The sequence below is a fragment of the Kangsaoukella pontilimi genome, from assembly GCF_009830125.1.
GTDB lineage: Bacteria > Pseudomonadota > Alphaproteobacteria > Rhodobacterales > Rhodobacteraceae > Kangsaoukella > Kangsaoukella pontilimi.
In genome coordinates this window covers 963885-984716 of the sequence record NZ_WUPT01000001.1, presented here as the reverse complement: position 1 = coordinate 984716, position 20832 = coordinate 963885, and the positions used below count along the sequence as shown (strand labels likewise).

At 65.6% G+C, this 20832-nt stretch carries 21 protein-coding genes and 1 tRNA gene; 8 read left to right on the top strand and 14 right to left on the bottom strand.

Annotated elements, in window-relative coordinates:
* Nucleotides 1-22: 22 nt before the first annotated feature.
* Together GQ651_RS04975 and gyrA are read right to left on the bottom strand one after the other, a co-directional pair.
* A complete protein-coding gene (locus tag GQ651_RS04975; RefSeq protein WP_160763082.1) occupies nucleotides 23-775 on the bottom strand; it encodes a hypothetical protein in 753 nt (250 codons plus the stop codon).
* Nucleotides 776-907: 132 nt separating this feature from the next.
* Nucleotides 908-3646: a DNA gyrase subunit A gene (gene gyrA / locus GQ651_RS04970; protein WP_160763081.1), complete on the bottom strand. Its 2739-nt coding sequence runs from the start codon at nucleotides 3644-3646 to the stop codon at nucleotides 908-910.
* A gap of 189 nt (nucleotides 3647-3835) precedes the next feature.
* Between gyrA and GQ651_RS04965 the strand changes: the two genes are divergently transcribed.
* Nucleotides 3836-4105, top strand: coding sequence for an usg protein (locus GQ651_RS04965; RefSeq protein WP_160763080.1), 270 nt, complete (start codon nucleotides 3836-3838; stop codon nucleotides 4103-4105).
* Between the two features lie 6 nt (nucleotides 4106-4111).
* Here GQ651_RS04965 and GQ651_RS04960 read toward each other — a convergent pair whose 3' ends face one another.
* Complete coding sequence (locus GQ651_RS04960; RefSeq protein WP_227257959.1) at nucleotides 4112-4594, bottom strand: disulfide bond formation protein B; 483 nt, start codon at nucleotides 4592-4594, stop codon at nucleotides 4112-4114.
* On the bottom strand, nucleotides 4591-5169 hold the full coding sequence (locus GQ651_RS04955; protein ID WP_160763079.1) for a YqaA family protein: 579 nt from the start codon (nucleotides 5167-5169) through the stop codon (nucleotides 4591-4593). Before GQ651_RS04955 ends, GQ651_RS04960 begins: the two co-directional genes overlap by 4 nt.
* A gap of 101 nt (nucleotides 5170-5270) precedes the next feature.
* On the opposite strand from GQ651_RS04955, the gene ypfJ reads away from it, so the two are divergent.
* Both ypfJ and GQ651_RS04945 read left to right on the top strand, forming a co-directional pair.
* Nucleotides 5271-6116 carry a KPN_02809 family neutral zinc metallopeptidase gene (ypfJ, locus tag GQ651_RS04950; RefSeq protein WP_160763078.1) on the top strand — a complete coding sequence of 282 codons (846 nt, stop codon included), beginning with the start codon at nucleotides 5271-5273 and terminating at the stop codon, nucleotides 6114-6116.
* A gap of 43 nt (nucleotides 6117-6159) precedes the next feature.
* Nucleotides 6160-6245, top strand: a tRNA-Leu gene (locus GQ651_RS04945).
* Between the two features lie 21 nt (nucleotides 6246-6266).
* On the opposite strand, the gene GQ651_RS04940 is transcribed toward GQ651_RS04945, so the two are convergent.
* Both GQ651_RS04940 and ubiG read right to left on the bottom strand, forming a co-directional pair.
* Nucleotides 6267-6599, bottom strand: coding sequence for a nuclear transport factor 2 family protein (locus GQ651_RS04940; protein WP_160763077.1), 333 nt, complete (start codon nucleotides 6597-6599; stop codon nucleotides 6267-6269).
* 143 nt (nucleotides 6600-6742) lie between these two features.
* Nucleotides 6743-7471, bottom strand: coding sequence for a bifunctional 2-polyprenyl-6-hydroxyphenol methylase/3-demethylubiquinol 3-O-methyltransferase UbiG (gene ubiG, locus GQ651_RS04935; RefSeq protein WP_160763076.1), 729 nt, complete (start codon nucleotides 7469-7471; stop codon nucleotides 6743-6745).
* A gap of 97 nt (nucleotides 7472-7568) precedes the next feature.
* Between ubiG and modA the strand changes: the two genes are divergently transcribed.
* From modA to GQ651_RS04920, 3 genes are read left to right on the top strand one after another with little or no spacing between them, the layout of a single operon-like run.
* Complete coding sequence (gene modA, locus GQ651_RS04930; RefSeq protein ID WP_160763075.1) at nucleotides 7569-8306, top strand: molybdate ABC transporter substrate-binding protein; 738 nt, start codon at nucleotides 7569-7571, stop codon at nucleotides 8304-8306.
* Complete coding sequence (gene modB / locus GQ651_RS04925) at nucleotides 8303-8974, top strand: molybdate ABC transporter permease subunit (RefSeq protein ID WP_160763074.1); 672 nt, start codon at nucleotides 8303-8305, stop codon at nucleotides 8972-8974. The genes modA and modB overlap by 4 nt, the downstream gene beginning before the upstream one ends.
* On the top strand, nucleotides 8967-10001 hold the full coding sequence (locus GQ651_RS04920) for an ATP-binding cassette domain-containing protein (RefSeq protein ID WP_160763073.1): 1035 nt from the start codon (nucleotides 8967-8969) through the stop codon (nucleotides 9999-10001). The genes modB and GQ651_RS04920 overlap by 8 nt, the downstream gene beginning before the upstream one ends.
* A gap of 659 nt (nucleotides 10002-10660) precedes the next feature.
* On the opposite strand, the gene GQ651_RS04915 is transcribed toward GQ651_RS04920, so the two are convergent.
* The 7 genes from GQ651_RS04915 to GQ651_RS04885 all read right to left on the bottom strand — a co-directional run bounded on the left by GQ651_RS04915 (nucleotide 10661) and on the right by GQ651_RS04885 (nucleotide 16944).
* On the bottom strand, nucleotides 10661-11242 hold the full coding sequence (locus GQ651_RS04915) for a nucleotidyltransferase family protein (protein WP_160763072.1): 582 nt from the start codon (nucleotides 11240-11242) through the stop codon (nucleotides 10661-10663).
* Nucleotides 11239-12543 carry a branched-chain amino acid ABC transporter permease gene (locus tag GQ651_RS04910; RefSeq protein WP_160763071.1) on the bottom strand — a complete coding sequence of 435 codons (1305 nt, stop codon included), beginning with the start codon at nucleotides 12541-12543 and terminating at the stop codon, nucleotides 11239-11241. The genes GQ651_RS04915 and GQ651_RS04910 overlap by 4 nt, the downstream gene beginning before the upstream one ends.
* Nucleotides 12540-13550 (bottom strand): branched-chain amino acid ABC transporter permease, encoded by a 1011-nt coding sequence (locus tag GQ651_RS04905; RefSeq protein WP_160763070.1) that lies wholly within the window; start codon nucleotides 13548-13550, stop codon nucleotides 12540-12542. The genes GQ651_RS04910 and GQ651_RS04905 overlap by 4 nt, the downstream gene beginning before the upstream one ends.
* 29 nt (nucleotides 13551-13579) lie before the next feature.
* Entirely contained in the window at nucleotides 13580-13987 is a 408-nt protein-coding gene (locus GQ651_RS04900) for a hypothetical protein (protein WP_160763069.1), read from the bottom strand.
* Nucleotides 13988-14143: 156 nt separating this feature from the next.
* Complete coding sequence (locus GQ651_RS04895) at nucleotides 14144-14875, bottom strand: ABC transporter ATP-binding protein (RefSeq protein ID WP_160763951.1); 732 nt, start codon at nucleotides 14873-14875, stop codon at nucleotides 14144-14146.
* Nucleotides 14876-14898: 23 nt separating this feature from the next.
* A complete protein-coding gene (locus GQ651_RS04890; RefSeq protein ID WP_160763068.1) occupies nucleotides 14899-15687 on the bottom strand; it encodes an ABC transporter ATP-binding protein in 789 nt (262 codons plus the stop codon).
* 60 nt (nucleotides 15688-15747) lie between these two features.
* On the bottom strand, nucleotides 15748-16944 hold the full coding sequence (locus GQ651_RS04885) for an ABC transporter substrate-binding protein (protein WP_160763067.1): 1197 nt from the start codon (nucleotides 16942-16944) through the stop codon (nucleotides 15748-15750).
* A gap of 185 nt (nucleotides 16945-17129) precedes the next feature.
* On the opposite strand from GQ651_RS04885, the gene GQ651_RS04880 reads away from it, so the two are divergent.
* Nucleotides 17130-18239: a PQQ-dependent sugar dehydrogenase gene (locus GQ651_RS04880; protein ID WP_160763066.1), complete on the top strand. Its 1110-nt coding sequence runs from the start codon at nucleotides 17130-17132 to the stop codon at nucleotides 18237-18239.
* Nucleotides 18240-18243: 4 nt separating this feature from the next.
* On the opposite strand, the gene GQ651_RS04875 is transcribed toward GQ651_RS04880, so the two are convergent.
* Nucleotides 18244-19251 carry a GlxA family transcriptional regulator gene (locus GQ651_RS04875; protein WP_160763065.1) on the bottom strand — a complete coding sequence of 336 codons (1008 nt, stop codon included), beginning with the start codon at nucleotides 19249-19251 and terminating at the stop codon, nucleotides 18244-18246.
* A gap of 170 nt (nucleotides 19252-19421) precedes the next feature.
* On the opposite strand from GQ651_RS04875, the gene GQ651_RS04870 reads away from it, so the two are divergent.
* Nucleotides 19422-20792: a class II 3-deoxy-7-phosphoheptulonate synthase gene (locus tag GQ651_RS04870; protein ID WP_160763064.1), complete on the top strand. Its 1371-nt coding sequence runs from the start codon at nucleotides 19422-19424 to the stop codon at nucleotides 20790-20792.
* Nucleotides 20793-20832 lie beyond the last annotated feature (40 nt).

Genomic DNA, 20832 nt, shown 5'->3' with positions numbered 1-20832 from the left:
CCCCACCCACAGCAGCGGCCGGTCAGCGCAGCCCCCGCCGGATCAGCGCCGCCACCGGATCGCGGTCGCGGAAGGCGCGCCCGTCGGTCGACACGCCGCCCGCATTTCCGAAGGCCATGGTCAGGCCAAGACCCAGCCGCGTCTCGGCGGGCGCGCCATCGCGGCCCGTCAGGTCACTATGGATCAGTTCGGCATAGACGCCCCAGGGGCTGCCTTCGCGGCTGTAATTGGCGCGGAGGCCCAGATCCACGGCGGTGGCGCGAAAGGCGGCCTCGTCGAAATCCGCAACGTCCAGAGACAGTTCCACGTCGAAGCTGTCGGTGAGCGCAGCGGCCAGCGCGACACCGCCGAAGATGTAATCCAGGCTGCCGCTGTCGGCGCGGCCAAGGCCGGTGCGGCCTTCTATTGTGAGCGTGTCAGAGATCTCGAGCTGCCCCTCGGCGCCCAGTTCGCCCCAGGTCAGCGAGCGCCCGTCGAGATCGGACATGGCGAGGAACAGGCCGTATTTCTGCCCCGCGACCGGGTCCATGTAGAGATGGCCAGTCAGTCGTCCGATGGTGCCGTGGGCGGTATCCTCGAAGGCCAGATCGCCTTGCAGGCCATGCGCGCCCGTCACGGCGACGTCGACGGTGGCGCGGACCTGGGTCTGAGCATCGCCGGCTTCGTCCTGGGTCATGCCGAAAGAGAGCGTCGCCCCTTCGATGCCAAGGCTGCTTTCGGCAAACACGGGCGCGGCGGCAAGGCCCATGACGGCGGCTAGAATTGCGGTTTTCATCGTGACCCCCTCGGTCGGTAGTGCTCCACCCGAGGGAAATGTGGCAAAAGTTGGGCGTTAAAGAAACGTAAATCCTAACAATTGGTTAACGGGCGAAGTTGTTAACGAAGGTTAACGTCTTCGCCCGTTCTGTCAGGTCTCGGCTTCGGCGCCGTCTTCCTCGTCGCTATCGGCGATCCAGGCCACGCTGACCACGGTCTCGCCCTTGGCGGTGTTGAAGACCCGCACCCCGCCCGCGCCGCGCGAGCGGAAGGAGATGCCATCCACCGGCACGCGGATCGACTGACCCGTCGAGGTTGCGAGCATGATCTGGTCCTGCATCTCGACCGGGAAGGAGGCGACGAGGTCGCCGCCCCGCATCGCGGCGTCCATGGCACGGACGCCCTGACCGCCGCGCCCGCGCACAGGGTAGTCGTGGCTGGACGAGAGCTTGCCCGCGCCCTCGGCGGTGATGGTCAGGATCAGGTCTTCGGCCGCCGACATCTCGGCATAGCGCTCCTGCGGGAGGGCAACGTCGGCCGTCACTTCCTCGTCGTCGCTGGCCTCGGCCTCTTCGGTGACGCCCGCCACGGCGCGGCGCATCTTGAGATAGGCGGCGCGCTCGTCCGGCGTCGCCTCGAAATGGCGGATGACGCTGGCCGAGACAACCTCGTCGCCCTTGGCGAGGCGGATGCCCCGCACGCCGGTCGAATCGCGGCCCTTGAAGATGCGGACGGCGGTGGTTGGAAAGCGGATCGCGCGGCCCTTGGCGGTGATGAGCATGACGTCATCATCCTCGGACGCGATACGCGCGTTCACGAGGCTGACGCCCTCGGGCAGTTTCATCGCGATCTTGCCGTTGGATTTCACGTTGGTGAAATCCGAGAGCGCGTTGCGGCGCACGTCGCCGGTGGAGGTTGCGAAGACGATCTGAAGCTGGTCCCAGTCTTCCTCGTCCCTGTCGACCGGCATCATGGCGGCGATGGAGACGCCCTGCGGAATGGGCAGGATGTTGACGATGGCCTTGCCGCGCGACGTTCGCCCGCCGAGGGGCAGGCGCCATGTCTTGAGCTTGTAGGCCATCCCGTCGGTGGTGAAGAACAGAAGCTGCGTATGGGTGTTCGCCACGAAGAGCGTGGTGACGACATCGTCTTCCTTGAGTTCGCCACCCGACAGGCCCTTGCCCCCGCGCTTCTGGGCGCGGAAATCGGCTAGCGGCGTGCGCTTGATATAGCCGGACTGGGTGACGGTCACGACCATGTCCTCACGCTCGATCAGGTCCTCGTCTTCCATGTCGCCCGACCAGTCGACGATCTCGGTGCGGCGGGGGACGGCGAATTGCTCGCGCACCTCGGTCAGCTCGTCCGAGATGATCGACATGATCCGCTCGCGCGAGGACAGGATGTCGAGGTAATCCTTGATCTTGGCAGCGAGCTCTTCGAGTTCGTCGGTGACCTCTTTGACGCCGATCTGGGTCAGGCGCTGAAGGCGGAGTTCGAGGATCGCGCGGGCCTGTGTTTCAGACAGGTTATAGGTCCCGTCATCGTTCATCGTGTGGGTCGGGTCGTCGATCAGGCGGATGTAATCCGCGATATCGGCGGCGGGCCAGCGGCGCTCCATCAGTTTCTGGCGCGCTTCGGCGGCGTCGGCGGAGGCGCGGATCGTCGCCACGACCTCGTCCACGTTCGAGACGGCGACGGCCAGACCGCAGAGGATGTGGCTGCGTTCGCGGGCCTTGCGAAGCTCATAGGCCGTGCGGCGCGCGACGACCTCTTCCCGGAAGCCGATGAAGTAGGTCAGGAAATCGCGGAGCGTCAGCGTCTCGGGCCGGCCGCCATTGAGCGCCAGCATGTTGCAGCCGAAGGACGTCTGCATCTGGCTGAAGCGGAAGAGCTGGTTCAGAACCACGTCCGGGGTCGCGTCGCGCTTGAGTTCGATCACGACGCGGACGCCGACGCGGTCGGACTCGTCCTGAATGCCGCTGATGCCCTCGACCTTCTTCTCGCGGACGAGATCGGCGATGCGCTCGACCATGGAGGCCTTGTTCACCTGATAGGGGATCTCGTCGATGACGATGGCGTAGCGGTCCTTGCGGATTTCCTCGATATGGGTCTTGGCGCGGATGATGACGCTGCCGCGCCCCTCCATATACGCCTTCCGTGCACCCGAGCGGCCCAGGATGATGCCGCCCGTGGGGAAATCGGGGGCGGGCACATGCTCCATCAGAGCTTCGGACGAGAGGTCCGGGTTCTCGATCAGCGCCAGCGTTGCGTCGACGACCTCGCCCAGGTTGTGGGGCGGGATGTTGGTGGCCATGCCGACGGCGATGCCGCCCGCGCCGTTGACAAGCATGTTGGGAAAGCGCGCGGGCAGGACGGAGGGTTCGCGGTCCTTGCCGTCGTAGTTGTCCTGAAAGTCGACCGTATCCTTGTCGATATCCGCCAGAAGGAAGGCGGCGGGCTTGTCCATGCGCACTTCGGTATAGCGCATGGCCGCCGGGTTATCGCCGTCCATCGAGCCGAAATTGCCCTGACCATCGAGAAGCGGCAGGGACATCGAGAAAGGCTGCGCCATCCGCACCAGCGCGTCATAGATCGCGCTGTCGCCGTGAGGGTGGTATTTCCCCATCGTGTCGCCCACGGGCCGGGCCGACTTGCGGTAGGGTTTGTCGTAGCTGTTGCCGGACTCGTGCATCGCATAGAGGATGCGGCGGTGCACCGGCTTCAGACCGTCGCGCAGATCGGGGATCGCGCGGCTGACGATGACCGACATGGCATAGTCCAGATAGGACGTGCGCATCTCGTCTTCGATCGAGATCTGCGGCCCGTCGTAACGGGGCGTCTCGGGGCCGTTTTCATCCACGTTTTCAGGGGGTTCTGGCGTATCGGTCACGAATTGCTCGCTTTTTCATCGGGCCGCTAAATCTTGTCTTAAGCAGTCTATCAGACCACTAGAGATAGGTGCAACGCCCAAGTCGCCTTTGGCTGGCAGCCACGGAGGCGGACTGACAACACACTGTTTTTGTTGAAAAGAATCCGAAGTCATGCGTCACTCGGCTTGTGAGCAGTTTACGAGGTGACGATGAGCACAAGTGAGACCGAACTTCTTCTGAAGGGATACGGGCTGACCACGGCGGAGATTTTCTACCGGATGCCCGATTACAGGAACGTCCTGAACACATTCGTCTGGCAGGACTACGACATCGCCCCGGATCATCCGCGGCTCTTCAAGTTCATCGAATTCTGGCAGGACAAGATCGAGGGGCCGCTGCACTCGGTCCGGTTCGTGCATCGCCGGGAATTGTCGCCGGGAGAGTGGCGGAACGTGACGGGCGAGATCGCCCTTCACTGAGGCCGGTCAGGCGGCCCGCCCGGGCCGCCCGAGCGCCCATAGCCAGAGCGCGGCGAGCGCAAAGGAGGCGAGCGCGTTCCAGCTTGCCATGCTGAGGCCAAGGAAGGCCCAGGCGACCTCGTCGCACATGACGATGTCGACAGGTACGTCGAGCGACAGCAGGTCAGCGCCGGACATGCCGCCCAGTGCGTTACCGCCGCCGGTGCAGGTGGACGGGCCTTCCCACCAGCCGCGTTCGACACCGGTGTGATAGATGCCGATCCCGCCGGAGGTGGCCGCCGAGAGCGCGCCCGCGAGCGCCCAGAGGACGAGGGGCGCGGTCAGAAGCACGATCGCGCCCACCGCGATGGCGGCGCCGTGGGGCCAGCGCTGCCAGATGCAGAGCTTGCAGGGCGCGTAGCCGATGGCCTGAAAGAAGAACGCCCCGAGAAGCAGAGCCAGAGAGCCGCCTGCGGCCAGAAGCATCGTGTTTTTGCGTGTCAGCGTCATAGGTACCTGAGAGCGTAGAAGCCGCCGAAGAGAAGAACGACGAACAGCGTGAACAGCAGTCCGAGGTATTTCTCGATGAATGTGCGGATCGGCGCGCCGAATTTCCAGAGGAGCGCGGCGAGAACGAAGAACCGGAAGCCCCGCGCGATGATCGACGAGACGATGAAGACCCCGATATTGAGGCCCGTCCAGCCCGACATGATCGTGATGACCTTGTAGGGGAAGGGCGTAATGCCCGCCACCAGCACCGCCCACGCGCCCCATTCGTTGAAGCGGGCGTTGAACTCGGCCACGCTGTCGGCCTTGCCGTAGAATTCAAGGACCGGCTGGCCGATCGCCTCGAACACGAACATCCCGATCAGGTAGCCCGCGACGCCACCCACCACCGAGGCGGCCATGCAGACGAAAGCGATCAGGAAGGCGCGAGAGGGCCGCGCGACGATCATCGGGATCATCAGGATATCGGGCGGAATTGGAAAGACCGAGCTTTCGATGAAGGACACGAAAGCCAGCACCCAGAGGGCGCGCGGATGCGCGGCCATCGAGATCGTCCAGTCATAGAGTTTGCGGATCATGCTGCCCGTGGGATTTTGCTTCGGAACTCAATGGTCACGCTGCGGCTTTTACGTCAAGCACCTCGGCTGTATTCTTGGCCGGGATTGGTAGGAGGGTCACAATGAAATGGCGGGGCAGGCGCGGAAGCCGGAATATCGAGGATCGCCGGAGCATGGGCGGCGTGGGCGGCGGGTTGTCGATATTCGGCGTGCTGATCGTTTTGGGCATCGGCTATTTCTTCGGGATCGATGTGACACCTCTTTTGCAGGCCACGGGTGTGGGCACGCAGGAGTCGCAGCCCGCCGAGATCACCGAGGCGGATGAGCGCGCGGGCCAGTTCGTGTCAGTCACGCTGGCCGATACAGAAGAGGTCTGGGCCGACATTTTCCGCCGCCAGGTGGGCGAAGCGTACCGCCCCGCCACGCTGGTCCTGTACAAGGGCGTGACGCAGTCACCCTGCGGCGGTGCGTCGGGGGCGACGGGGCCGTTCTATTGCCCGGCGGACCGGAAGATTTACCTCGACACCGCCTTCTTCACGCAGATGGAGCGGCGCATGGGCGCGGGCGGCGACTTTGCCGCGGCCTATGTCGTGGCGCATGAGGTCGCCCATCACGTGCAGAACGAGCTGGGCATCCTCGGTCAGGCCAACCAGATCCGCGCCCAGTCGAGCGAAGAGCGTGCGAACGCTATCTCGGTCCGGATCGAGCTGCAGGCGGATTGCTATTCCGGCATCTGGGCGCGCGCCGCCGAGGCCCGGTTCGGCTCGCTGGAGCCGGGCGATCTTGACGAGGCGCTGAACGCGGCCAAGCAGATCGGAGACGACACGCTCCAGCGGAATGCCGGACGGGTGCCGCAGCCCCACACCTTCACCCATGGAACGTCGGAACAGCGCCAGCGCTGGTTCGCGACGGGTTACAACGAGGGCGATGTGCGCGCCTGCGATACGTTCAGCGCGAACCGACTTTGAGGCTTCACGCGGGCGCTGGCCCGCGCTAAGACAGCCGTGGTGCGCCCGAGTGGCGGAATGGTAGACGCAGCGGATTCAAAATCCGCCGGTAGCAATATCGTGTCGGTTCGAGTCCGACCTCGGGCACCACTCTTATACGTTCTTCACAGCCTATCGGCTAAGCGGTGTCGCTCCGGTCTCGACCCGTTTGATCTTTCCATCGGATTTGAGGCACGACATCAGCACCGCCTCGCGGGTGCCGTCCGGATAGTCGTTGATCGAGTGCATAACCAGAATGTCGTCATTCTCGTAAATGCAGCGGCGGTCGCCCATATCCGTCTCGTCTGATGCCATCATGCGGCGTATCAGGGCGTCGAATTCCGGTTTCTGCATTTCGGTGCCGGTCTGGTGCCGCACGAATACGGCGTCGTCGCTGTAGAGGTCCGTGTAAGCATCCGCGTCCCGGTTTTTGATGGCTGCGTTCAGCGTGTCGAAAATCGCCATTGCTATTCCCCTCCCTTAGTTTCGTACCTCCAGCCTGTGCCGATTTTAAGTTTTGGGCAAATTTTCTGATAATTTGATCGAAAATCGGAGGGCGCGCAGAAGAGCCGCTCGCGCGGCTTCCGACGTCTGCCATCCGGCACAGATCACTCCGGCCGCGTGGCCATCCCCATGTAGATCACCGTCTGAAGCGGTAGGGGTCCGAAGGTGAAATCGCCCTTCCGGGTCAGGCCGCGCGGCCCGAGACCGGTGAAGCGGCCGATCTCAAAGCCGGCGGTCTTCAGAGCCTGACGCAGCTCGTCGGGGCGGATGAACATGTCGGGATCGTGGGTGCCCTTGGGCAGCAGGCCGAGCACATTCTCGGCCACCGTCACCACAGCCAGCCGCGAGACCGGGTTGCGGTTGATCGTGTCGAAAAGGAACGCGCCGCCCGGTGTCAGGACGCGATACACTTCATCGATGACCTTCTGCAGGTCCGAGACATGTTCAAGCACGTCCACGCAGACCACCGCGTCGAAGGCGCCATCGTCATAAGGCAGCGCCTCGCCCACGCCGACATCGTAGCGGATATCGAGACGCTCGTCCTGCGCATGGGTGCGGGCGGCGGCGATGGCCTGGGCGGCGGGGTCGATGCCGGTGACGAAGGCGCCCCGGCGGGCCAGTTCCTCGGCCATGAAGCCGCCGGCGCAGCCGAGATCGAGCACGCGTTTGCCGGCCCAGTCGATATGCCGGTCGAACCATTTGAGGCGCCCCGGAACCATGTTCCGAAGCGTTCTGAGCCATGGGACGTGGTCGCTCCACCAGTCGGCGGCCACGTCGTCGTAAATCGTAAGGTCGTTCCGCCGCTGTGCGGCTGCTCCACGGGTATCCTGCATGGGTATTGACGTAGAGGCCCGCTCGCGCGCGTAAAGAGCCCATTTGCCGCGTCGGCGAAGACTTGCAAATCCCGCCCGGTCATGGCCTGAAAGAGCCATGAGAACATTCGGAATTCTGGCGGCTTTCGCGGTCGCGGTCCTGACGGCCCTGACCCCGGCGACGGTGCGGGCGGGCGAGGTCACGATTGCGGTCGCGTCGAACTTTCTGCCGGCGGCGGAATTGCTGGCCGAAGCCTTCGAGACCGAGACGGATGACGCGGTCGTGCTGACCCATGGCTCGACCGGGCAGATCTTTGCCCAGATCGTCTCCGGCGCGCCCTTCGACATCTTTCTGGCTGCCGATGACGCGCGGCCCGCTGAGCTGGCGGCGCGGGGGCTGACGGCGGATGTGCGGCCCTATGCGCTCGGGCGGCTGGTCCTGGTCAGCCGGGAGGCAGTGACGCGGGAGGCTGCGGCGGAGATGGTGACAGGTGCGAATGTGGCGCTGGCCGATCCGCTGGTGGCACCCTATGGGCTGGCGGCGACGGCGGCGATGGAGGGGCTGGGCATGGATACGGCCACCTTCCAGCCGATCCTCGTGGGCAATGTGGGGCAGGCGGCCACCGTCTTTCGCACCGGGAATGCCGATTTCGCCTTTGTCGCGGCGTCGCTTCTGGAGCGGCTCGACCCGCCCCATGTGCTGGACCTGACGGGACTCTATCCCGAGATCCGGCAGGATGGGACGCTTCTGGCGCGGGCGTCAGAGAACGCGACGGCGGCGGCGTTCTGGGCGTTCCTCGGGAGCGACGCGGCAGCCGAGATCATCGCGGCTTCGGGCTTTGATCTGCCGGAATGAGCCTCTGGCCCGTCATATCCCTGACGCTGCAACTGGCGGCGATCACCACCATCATCCTGATGGCTTTCGCGATCCCCTTCGCGTGGTGGCTGGCGCGGACCCGCGCACGCATCCGCCCGCTTCTGGAAGCGGTGACGTCGCTGCCGCTGGTGCTGCCGCCGACGGTGCTGGGCTTTTACCTTCTGATCCTGATGAGCCCGGACAGCCCCTTGGGCGCGCTCTGGCTGAGCGCCACGGGCGAGACGCTGACCTTCTCTTTTACGGGCCTCGTCATTGCGTCGCTTTTTTATTCGCTGCCCTTCGCGGTGCAGCCGCTTCAGACGGCATTTATGGCGGTGCCGCAGACCACGATCGACACGGCGCGGACGCTTGGGGCCACCTCGCGGGACGCGTTCTTCTCGATCACGATGCCGCTAGCGCGGCGGGGGTTTCTGACGGCCGCCGTCCTGACATTCGCCCACACCATCGGCGAATTCGGCGTCATCCTCATGGTGGGCGGCAATATTCCGGGCCGGACTCGGGTGATCTCCATCGAGATCTTCACCGCCGTCGAGACGCTGGACTATGCGACAGCGCATGTGCTGTCGGCGGGGCTTCTGGTGTTCTCGTTCCTTGTGCTGACCGTGGTCTATGCGCTGAACCGGAACGGGGGGACGCGGATTGGCTGACACGCTCGCCTTTCGGTTCCACCTGGAGCGGAGCGCGTCCTTCACGCTCGATATGGGCGGAGAGGTGCCTCTAAGGGGTGTGACGGCGGTGTCCGGACCCTCGGGAAGCGGCAAGACAACGCTTTTGCGCGCGCTGGCCGGGCTGGACGCCCGGACGGGCGACACGGCGGAGGTAAGGTTTCGCGGACAGTCCTGGGACGGGCCGGGCGGCTATACGCCGCCAGAGGCGCGGCGCATCGGCTTTGTCTTTCAGGAGCCGTATCTTTTCACACATATGAGCGTCGAGCAGAACCTGCGCTATGGCGCCAAGCGCCGGGATGTGACCGCGATCGACGGGATCGTCGAGGCGCTGGACCTTGCCCCTCTGCTGCCGCGTGGCGTCGACGGTCTGTCGGGCGGCGAGGCGCGGCGCGTTGCGCTTGGCCGGGCGCTGGCGGCCAACCCGCAGGTCCTGTTCCTGGACGAGCCGCTCTCGGGACTGGATGCCGACCGCAAGGCCGAGGTACTGCCCTATCTGGCGCGCGCGGTAGGCGAGGCGCAGGTGCCGGCGCTTTATGTAACCCATGCCACCGACGAGATCGCGACGCTGGCCGACCGGACGCTTCTGATCGACAAGGGCCGGATTTCGGGCTGGCGCGCGGCGCCGTTCCACCTGATCGCGGGAGTGGTGGGCCATGAGGGCGAGGACGCGATCTGCGAGATCCTGACGGGGTCGGGCGAGGATGCGGCCGCAGGCGCGGGCGCGCGTCTTCGCGTGCCGGTCCGGGCGCGCATGGGCGAGCGGGTGCGCCTTGGCGTGCCGCGCGACGCGTTGCTGATCAGCGTGGCCCATCCCGGCCCGAACTCGGCGCTGGCGGTGCTGCCGGCGCGGATCGCCGAGCAGAGCGGGCCGGCGGGGCCGGTTCTGGACGTCTTCGGCCAGCGCCAGCCGGTGGCTACGGTGCCCGAGACGGGCGAGGGCGGGCGCGTCTGGCTTTCGGTTCTGCGGGTTCTGCCGCGCCCCGAGCGCGACGATTCGGACAGCTGAGGGTCAATCCCGCCGAGGCGCCCCGATTGGTTCGTCCGCGCGAACGGCCGCTCACCCTTAGCTTGTGTCATTTTTCTGCCGCATTCTCGTGAACGCGTTTTCGTGACTGTTGCCGGGAGGCGCACAATGATCGCTGCGCGGGACCGGGGGAAGGCCGGGAGATCGCAATTCCGGCGTGATTTCGGCGGGTTGAGTTTTCTCGCGTATGAGATTGTTCGATAAAGAGAAACAAACAATCGGGGGTGTTCTGGGCAGATTGTGGCGCACCCTGCCAAATTGCCCCTTCGGTGCCATGCCGGGTCGACACGATTCTGCCGTTTTCTCTTTGGGGAGAGGGAGCGTGGCGGTACCTTGGCGTTGCCTCGCTGGGGGGTGGTGCAGCGGTCTTGGGGGGACCGCGACGCCTTCGTGGGAGACCACGGAGGTAGGTGTATCGAGTGCTGCCGTTTGGCGGCGGGGATCGGTGCGTGCGCCCCGTGTTTCCAGTGCCCTGGGTGGAGGGCCTCACGGGAGCCGCGAGCCGGTCCCCGTCTCATTTCAGGACCATCGGTGATCCAGCGGCGCGCGCTGTCGCGCGCATTCGATGCTGTGTGTCCGGGGGCTCTGCCCCCGGCTCCTGACGGAGCCTCCCCCGGGATATTTCCGAACAGGCGAAGGGGTCAGCGTCCCGTCTCGGCCCGCCAGCGGCGCCAGTCCTCGGGCGTGTCGAGATCGCGGGTCGCGCGGTCGTCTTCGAAGGGGACGAGGGTGATCTCTTCCCCGATCAGCAGGCTGCGTCCGCCATCGTCACCCTTGAGAAATGCGAAGCCATCGAGGAGGCGCGGTGGAAAGACGATGGGCGTGCCGGGGCGCCCTTCGGGGTCGGTGGCGCGGGTGACATGGGTGCCGTCGAAAGCGTCGAGCACGGCGCGGATCTCGGCCGAGGTGACGCCCGGCACGTCGGGGAGGAGCAGGGCGAGGGGACGGCCGGCGGCACGGACCGCGCCGTGGCGGAGGGTGGCGGACATGCCTTTCCAGGCATCGGACACCGTCTCGATCACCACGCGGAGGCCCATGAGCGCCTCGCGACGCGCCGTGTCCTCCTCGCGGAGGAGCACCATGGGGGCGGTCCCGGCGCCGAGCGCCGCCTGCGCCTGACGGCGGAGAAGGGGCATGCCGTCGATCTTCTCGAGGAGCTTGTCGCCGCCCCGCATCCGGGACGCGGCTCCGGCGGCGGGGATGATCAGGAAGGGGACGCTCATCTCTCGGGGATGAGGCCGCGCGGGCTGAAGCGGAGCACGACCAGAAGAACGACGCCCATGGTCAGGAGCCGCATATAGGCGGTGCTGTCGATCAGGTGGTCCTTGAGCCAGGACCCGTCCGCCATGCCCGCCGTGACAAGGCCGATGAGCGTCTGGCCCAGAGGCTCGACCATGACCCAGAGGTACCAGATCAGGAAGCCGCCGAGGATCGCGCCAAAATTGTTGCCCGAGCCGCCGACGATCACCATGACCCAGACAAGGAAGGTGAAGCGGAGCGGCTGGTAGGCCGATGGTACGAGCTGGCCGTCGAGCGTGGTCATCATCGCGCCCGCAAGACCGCAGACCGCCGAGCCGAGGATGAAGACCTGCAGGTGGCGTTTCGTGACGTCCTTGCCCATGGCCTCGGCGGCGACCTCATTGTCGCGGATGGCGCGCATCATGCGGCCCCAGGGCGAGTTGAGGGCCAGTTGCGCGGCGACGAGGATCAGGACGAGGACGGTCAGGAAGAGCCCGGCATAGGCGAGCTTGACCGTGATGGCGGATGCGGTGGCGACGTCGGCGCCCCAGGACGCGGCGCGTTCGACGAAGTCCGGGTCGCGCTGGAGGTCGATCTCGTAGGGGACAGGGCGCGGGAGGCCGATGACGTTTTTGACGCCTCGGGCGAGCCAGTCCTCGTTCTTGAGGACGGCGATGACGATTTCCGCGATGCCGAGCGTGGCGATGGCGAGGTAGTCCGAGCGGAGGCCGAGTGCGGTCTTGCCGATCATCCAGGCGGCGCCTGCAGCGAGTGCGCCGCCCACGGGCCAGGACAGGACGATGGGCAGGCCGAGACCTCCGAGATAACCGGAGACGGCGGGATCGACACGCTCGATCGCCTCCACGGCGCCGTCGAAGAGGCTGCGGAAGATCACGAGGCCGATGACGAGGATGGCGATCATGGCGGCGGTGCGGGCGAGGCCTTTCCCCATGCGCTTCCAGGTCTGGATGGCGGCGACGATGGTGGCGGCACCTGCCAGGAGTGCGACGATGAGGCGGAGACCGCCCGCGGCCCAGGCATCCGGGACCGGGGGCATCGAGACGAGGACGGCGCCAAGACCGCCAAGCGCCACGAAGCCCATGACGCCCACGTTGAAGAGGCCCGCATAGCCCCATTGCATGTTCACGCCGAGCGCCATGATGGCCGAGATCAGCCCCATGTTGAAAATGCCGAGCGCCACGTTCCAGCTTTGAAAGAAGCCGGTGGCGGCGATCAGGCCGAAGACGGCGCAGAAAAGCAGGATATCGCGGGTGGTAAGGGTCATACCGCTTTCCCCTGGAATAGGCCGGTGGGGCGGAACAGAAGGACGACCACGAGGATCGCGAAGCTGACCGCGAATTTGTAGTCGGTCGAGAGAAGCTGGACGAGGCCTTGCGGCTCGAGCGCCTCGGGAAGGACGTAGGTGGCGACCTTCTTGAAGGCGTAGGTGATCGTGACCTCGGAGAAGGCGATCAGGAAGCCGCCCGCGATGGCGCCCAAGGGGCTGCCGAGACCGCCCACGATGGCGGCGGCGAAGATCGGCAGGAGAAGCTGGAAATAGGTGAAGGGTTTGAAGCCCTTGTCGAGCCCGTAGAGCACGCCCGCGATGGTGGCGAGTGCCGCCACGATGATCCAGGTGATCGCCACGACGCGCTCGGGGTTGATGCCGGAGAGAAGCGCGAGGTCCTCGTTATCGGAGAAGGCGCGCATGGATTTGCCGGTGCGCGTGTGGTTCAGGAACCAGAAGAGCGCCGCGACGCAGATGCCCGCCACCACCACGGTGATGACGGTGGCAGTGCGGATGGCGAGCCCTTCGTCGAGGCCCGTCATCTCGCGGAAATCGCGGGCCGAGATCACGAAGCGGGCGCCGTCGGCGAATTGCTGGTCGTCGACGCCGATGATGAAGCGGACGAGGCCGTTCATCACGAACATGACCCCCATCGAGACGATGACGAGGATCACCGGTTTCGCCTTTTGCGCGCGGTAGAATTTATAGACCAGCTTGTCGGTGGCCAGCACCAGAAGCGCCGTGGCCGCAATACCCACGGGGAGCGCCAGAAGCGCGGTGGGCAGCGGCCCGAGGCTGACGCCGCCCGCCTGAAGCCCCCATGTGGCGAGGATTGTCGCCATGGCGCCAAAGGCCATCGTGTCGCCATGGGCGAAGTTGGAGAACCTGAGGATGCCATAGATCAGCGTGACGCCGAGCGCGCCGAGCGCAAGCTGGCTGCCATAGGCCACGGCGGGCACGATGACGAAGTTCAAAAGCGCCACAACGGCGTTGAGAAGGTCCATTTACAGCCCCGAATCTGGTTCGGATGGCGCTACCACATCGACAACCAGCGGTCGATATGGGCCTTGTGGCCGTGGCATTCTCCGAGACGGGTGGACTTTTTGCCGTTGTCGCCTTCGGCGGGCTGGATGTTGAAGGCGGCGACGCCGTCATCCCGGAGGCCGATGGAATACATGGCGTTCCGCCGTGTGATGCCCCGGATCAGAATGTCGCGCTCTTCCGTCGCGCTGATCGGCTGCGCCGCGGCGCGGACCGAGACCAGACCGTCGAAATCCATGAACACCCGGTAGAGGCCCGGCTGATCCTTGAGGGAGGGGCGTGGCTCCAGCACCACGCGGATGGATTTGCCTGCCGCATCCTCGGCGGGGAAATCGCATGTGATCGGCGTACCGCCGTCGTAACCGTTGAATGAAAGTGCAAGAAGCAACGCTGTCAGCATTGTCACGGCTCCCGTCCCTGTCGGCGCGGACAGCCAATCCGCGCTCGGTTCCCTGTCGGACGGGGCCTTCCCTGACCTTATCCCGCCCGGTCCTTTGTCCGGGGTGGTCCCGGACGCTCGTTCCTTCGCGCGGGGGTGTGACGTCTGTCGGTCACTTTACCCTCCGAGGAAGGTGCGCCGCACCTCGGGATCGGCGAGCAGGGCTTTCCCTGTGTCGGTGTAGGCATTCCCACCCTGCACCAGCACGTACCCTTTGTCCGCGATCTCGAGCGCTTGTCGCGCATTCTGTTCGACCATCAGGATCGAGATGCCCGTGCGGGCGACCTCGATGATCCGGTCGAAAAGCTCGTCCATGACGATGGGGCTGACCCCCGCCGTCGGTTCGTCCAGCATCAGCACCGTGGGCTGAGTCATCAGCGCCCGGCCTACCGCCACCTGCTGGCGTTGCCCGCCCGACAGCTCTCCTGCTGCCTGCCGGCGTTTGTCCCTGAGGATCGGAAACAGGTCGTAGACCTGCTCGATCGTGCCCCGGATGTCGTCGCGCCGGAGGAAGGCGCCCATTTCAAGGTTCTCTTCCACGGTCATCGACGTGAAGATGTTCGATGTCTGCGGCACGAAGGCCATGCCTTTGGCGACGCGGTCCTGCGGGCTGAGCGAGGTGATGTCCTCGCCGTTCAGCCGGACCGACCCTTCGCGCAGGTTCAGCATTCCGAAAACGGCCTTCATGGCGGTCGACTTGCCCGCGCCGTTGGGGCCGACGATGACGGCGATCTCGCCCTTCGACACCGCGATGGTGCAGCCGTGCAGGATATCCGCGCCCGAGCCGTAGCCCCCGGTCATGCTGTCCCCGATCAGGAACGCATCCGCTTCGCGGTCTTTCACCGCCATGTCGCCGGGGTCGGTCAGCGTGCTCACGCGCCTGCCTCTGCCTGTACCTTGTTTTTCAGACCGGTGCCCAGATAGGCCTCGATCACCTGCTCATTTGCCATGATGGCATCAGCCGAGCCTTCGGCCAAGACTTTTCCCTCGGCCATGACGATAACGGGGTCGCAGAGCCGTTTGATGAAATCCATGTCGTGCTCGATCATGCAGAACGTGTAGCCGCGTTCCTTGTTCAGCCGCACGATGGCGTCGCCGATGGTGTTGAGGAGCGTGCGGTTCACGCCCGCGCCGACCTCGTCCAGAAAGACGATGCGCGCGTCGACCATCATGGTGCGGCCAAGTTCGAGCAGTTTCTTCTGGCCGCCGGAGAGGTTCCCGGCTTTCTCGTCGCGCAAATGGTCGATGGTCAGGAAGTCGAGCACCTCGTCCGCCTTGTCGAGGAGGGCTTTCTCCTGTTCGCGGATCGCGCCCCGGTGGAACCAGCTCGACCAGATGGATTCGCCTGTCTGGTCGGCAGGGACCATCATCAGGTTCTCGCGGACCGTCATCGACGAGAATTCATGCGCGATCTGGAAGGTGCGGAGGAGCCCCTTGTGGAACAGTTCATGCGGGGGCAGGCCGGTGATGTCCTCGCCGTTCATCAGCACCCGGCCCGAGGTGGGCGGCAGGCGTCCGGCGATGACGTTGAAAAGCGTGGTCTTGCCTGCGCCGTTGGGGCCGATCAGCCCGGTGATGGTGCCGGCCTTGATCTCGAGCGAGGCGCCGTCGACCGCGTGAAACCCGCCGAAATGCTTGTGAAGGTTCTCGACGACGATCATGCGTTTGTGCCTCGTCTGGGGAAGGGGCGGCCCGGAGAGCCGGACCGCCCGCGTGTTTATTTAGTGGAAGGTGACGGTGGTGATTTCACCGCCCGAGATCTCGATCTCGCGGTAGGAGCCACCCGATTCACCCGGTCCGATCAGCTCGACGTCCGAGCCGCCGACATAGTCGATGTCGCCGCCTGCAGCGAGGATCTCGAGCGCCTTGGCCAGTTCGCCGGGTCCGATCGGCTCGCCCGGTGCGTTGGCGACGTCCAGAACGGCCGCCGCGACGGCAGCGCCGTCGGTGGAGCCGGCCGCCTGCATGGCAAGGAGGAGCACGGCAGCGCTGTCATAGCCTTCGCGGGCATAGACCGAGGCGCCATCGACGCCGGCGTCGTTCAGGAGCGCCTCGAGCGAAGACGCGCCGTCGCCTGCCGCTGCGGGAAGCTGACCGAAGGAGCCGTCGATATCCGAGCCAAAGCGGTCGGTGAGGGCCGTCGAGACCATGCCGTCCGGCAGGACGAAGGTGTCAAAGGCGCCCGAGTCGAGCGCAGCCTGGATGATGCCGGCGCCGCCGCCATCGGAGTAGCCCGCGACGACCAGAACCTCGCCACCGGCCGAGGCCAGCGCGCCGACTTCGGCCGAGTAGTCGCCCTTGCCCTCGTCATGGGCGGCGTTGATCGTGACCGAGCCGCCGGCTTCTTCGAAGGCCGCCTGGAAGCTGTCGGCAAGACCCTTGCCGTAGTCGTTGTTGGTGTAGGTCAGAGCGACCGACGAGATGCCCTTGCCGCTGATGATCTCGGCCATCAGTTGGCCCTGGCGGGCGTCAGACGGGGCGAGGCGGAAGAAGAGGCCGTTGTCTTCGACGGTGGACAGGCCCGGCGAGGTCGCCGACGGCGAGATCTGCACGATGCCGTTCGGGATCGACACGGCCTGCAGGATCGCGCCCGTGGTGCCCGAGCACATCGCGCCGACCATGCCGACGATGCCGTCGGAGGTCACGAGACGTTCGGCAGCCGCCGTACCCGCTGCCGCGTCGGCGCAGGTGCCGTCGCCGCGGACGACTTCGACCGAGCGGCCTTCGAGAATGCCGCCGGCTGCGTTGATTTCGGCCACGGCCACGTCGGCGGCGTCGCCGATCGGGCCTGCGAGCGATTCAAGCGGTCCGCTAAAGCCGAGGATGACGCCGATCTTGACCGGCTCGGAATGGCTGCCGGCAAGCGCGGCGCCCGTGGTCAGGGCCGTTGCGGCCGTGGCCAGAAGGAATTTCTTCATTGGTCTCTCCCATGACTGGATTTCTGTGATCCGGCGGCCAGAGTAATGGGGCCGTTCGGGAAAGAAAAGTGCCGCTTTTTCAGGCTGTCCCGGCGTCAGGCGGGCGATCAAACACCGGTGAGCGGGCTGGAAGGGGCGCGGGCTTCGCCTAGCTCTGGTGGAACGCCGCAGGAGGACATGCCGAAATGTTTCGCACCGTAACCGCCGCTCTGCTCATCGCCGTCTCCCTTGGGGGCGCCGCGCCCGGCCTTGCCGCACCGCTGACCGCGACCTCGGCAGGGCAGGTGAGCGTGACGCCGGTTCTGACCGGTCTGGACGCGCCCTGGGCCGTGGGGTTTCTGCCGGGCGGCGGCATTCTGGTGACCGAGCGTGAAGGTCGTCTGCTTCTCCATGAGAACGGCGAGACGCGCGAGGTCGCGGGCCTGCCCGAGATCGCGGACGTGGGGCAGGGCGGCCTGCTGGACCTTCTGGTGCCGAGCGACTTCGCGGAGACGCGGGAGATCTTCATGAGTTACGCCAAGCCGCAGGCGCGGGGCGCGGGCACCGCGCTGATGCGCGCCCGGCTGAGCGAGGACGGGGCGCGGCTGAGCGATGTGGAAACGATCTTCGAACTGCGTCCCGGCTCGTCCGGCGGGCGGCATTTCGGGTCTCGCATTGTCGAGGCACCGGATGGGACGCTGTTCATGACCATCGGGGACCGGGGCAACCGGATGTCGGCGCAGGACCGGATGAACGAAAACGGCTCGGTCGTGCGCGTGGCGCGCGACGGGTCGATCCCCGAGGACAACCCGTTTCTGGAAGACGGGATGGCGCAGCCCGCGATCTGGTCCTTCGGGCACCGGAACCCGCAGGGCGCGGCGCTGGATCTGAATGGCACCCTTCTGGTGGTGGAGCATGGCGCGCAGGGCGGGGACGAGATCAACCGGGTGACGCGCGGCGCGAATTTCGGCTGGCCGATCATCGCCTACGGTCAGCATTACGGCGGCGGAAGGATCGGCGAGGGGACGACGCGGGACGGAATGGAGCAGCCCGCCTTCTACTGGGACCCGTCCATGGCGCCCTCGGGCATGATGGTCTATTCCGGCGCGCTCTGGCCCGAGTGGCGGGGCGATATCTTCGTGGGCTCTCTCAAGTTCGATTATATCGCCCGGCTGGAGGGCGACCCCTTGCAGGAGGTCGAGCAGATCGAGGGTGACGAGACGCTCCGCGTTCGTGACGTGCGCGAGGGGCCGGACGGCGCGATCTGGTTCCTGTCCGTGGGCGAGGGGGCGCTCTACCGGATGACGCCGGGCTGAGCCGTCAGACCGAAAGCCGCGCGGCGCGGGCGCCCCGCTCGCGGTAGGGCGTCGTGTCGTACTGCGCCCGGTAGCATTTCGAGAAATGGGACGGCGAGGCAAAGCCGCAGGCGAGCGCCACGTTGATCACGCTCATGTCGGTCTGCATCAGCAGGTTCCGCGCCTTCTGCAGCCGAAGTTCCATGTAATAGCGCTTGGGGCTGCGGTTCAGGTAGCGGCGGAAGAGGCGTTCGAGCTGTCGCGTGGACATGCCCACCGTCTTGGCGAGCGTTGCCGGGCTGATCGGTTCCTCGATGTTTTCTTCCATCTTCTGGATCACGGCCGAGAGTTTCGGATGCCGGACGCCGATGCGCGTGGGCACCGACAGGCGCTGCGTGTCCTGATCGGTTCGGATCGAGGTGTAGATAAGCTGATCCGCCACCGCGCCCGCCAGCGTCTCGCCATGGTCGTCCGCGATGAACTTGAGCATCAGGTCGATCGACGCCGTGCCGCCCGCTGTGGTAAAGGTATTCCCGTCGACGACGAAGACGGACTTGGTCAGCGTCGTATCTTCGAATTCCTCGATGAAACTGTCCTGATTTTCCCAGTGGATCGTCGCGCGCTTGCCGTCGAGCAGCCCGGCCTTGGCCAGCGAATAGCCCGCCGTGCAGAGACCACCCACCTGAACACCGCGCCGCGCCTCGCGCCGGAGCCAGTTCAGAAGTTTCTTGGTCGTGGCGCTGGCCACGTCGATGCCGCCACAGAGAACGATTGTGTCGTCGCGCCCGATCTCGCTCAGATCGCCGTCGAGCTGAAAGGCGGTGCCGGCAGAGCAACTGACCGTCTCGCCGCCCTCTCCGATCACGCTCCACTCGTAGAGCTGGGCGCCCGCCATGCGGTTGGCGATGCGCAGGCTTTCGACGGCGCACGCGTAGCACAAGAGCGTGAACTGATCGAGAAGCACGAAGACGAAGCGACGAGGCTTGCCGATGTCGCCTTCGACCTCGACGGTATGAACAACAGTATCGGCCATCCTTCCCCGCATTTCGTCTGCCCTTCCGAGCGAAACACCATTTCTTGTCGGACGGCAAGAGAGGGGGTGAACGAGACCGACACGCTTCTGTCGGAAATCGCTGTTTTCAAGGTCGGATCCGTCCCCTATAAGACGGCTTCGCTAAACGAAATCGTTCCGGGAACAGGATCATGGGTGAGTGGAAGAAAACCGGCTGGAGAGAGAAACCTCGGGTGCAGATGCCCGAGTATGTCGATGCCGACGCGCTGTCGGCGGTCGAGGCCCGGCTTGGAAAGTATCCGCCGCTCGTCTTCGCGGGTGAAACGCGGCGCCTGAAACGTCAGCTTGGCGCTGCCGCGCGGGGCGAGGCGTTCCTGCTTCAGGGCGGCGACTGTGCCGAGAGCTTTTCGGAGTTCTCCGCCGACAACATCCGCGACACCTTCAAGGTGATGCTGCAGATGGCGATGGTCCTGACCTTCGGCGCCAAGGTGCCCGTGGTGAAAGTGGGCCGGATGGCCGGTCAGTTCGCCAAGCCGCGCTCGGCGCCGACCGAAGTGAAGAACGGCGTGGAGCTGCCGTCCTACAGGGGCGACATCATCAACGAGCTGGATTTCACCCCCGAGGCGCGGATTCCCGATCCAGCCAAGATGCTTCAGGGCTACACGCAGGCGGCCGCGACGCTGAACCTGCTCAGGGCCTTCTCGACCGGCGGTTATGCCGACGTGCATCAGGTTCACGCCTGGACGCTTGGTTTCACCGACCGCGATGAGGCGGAGAAATACCGCGACATGGCGAACCGTATCCAGGACACGCTGGATTTCATGACCGCTGCCGGCGTCAACCGCGACACCGCGCATACGCTGCAGTCGGTCGATTTCTACACGTCGCACGAGGCGCTTCTGCTGGAGTACGAAGAGGCGCTGACGCGTGTCGATTCGACCACCGGCAAATGGGTCGCGGGCTCGGGTCACATGATCTGGATCGGTGACCGCACGCGCCAGCCCGACGGCGCGCATGTCGAGTTCTGCCGCGGCGTTCAGAACCCGATCGGCCTGAAATGCGGGCCGACGACCACGGCGGACGACCTGAAGGTGCTGATGTCGAAGCTGAACCCCGAGAACGAGCCGGGCCGCCTGACGCTGATCGCGCGTTTCGGCGCGGGCACCGTGGGCGACCACCTGCCGCGCCTGATCAAGACGGTTCAGGAAGAGGGCGCGAATGTCGTCTGGTCCTGCGATCCGATGCACGGCAACACGATCAAGTCGTCCTCGGGCTACAAGACGCGCCCCTTCGAGAGCGTGCTCCGCGAGGTGCGCGAGTTTTTCGACGTGCACGCTGCCGAAGGCACGATTCCCGGCGGCGTTCATTTCGAGATGACCGGCCAGGACGTGACCGAATGCACCGGCGGCGTCCGCGCCGTGACCGACGAGGATCTGTCCGACCGCTATCACACCGCCTGCGACCCGCGTCTGAACGCGAGCCAGGCGCTGGAACTTGCCTTCCTGGTGGCCGAAGAGCTGTCGGCGCGCCGGGGCACGATGGCGGATGCCGCGTCGCTCTGACCGGCCTTGGCTCTGACATGCGAAAGGCCCGCCGATTGGC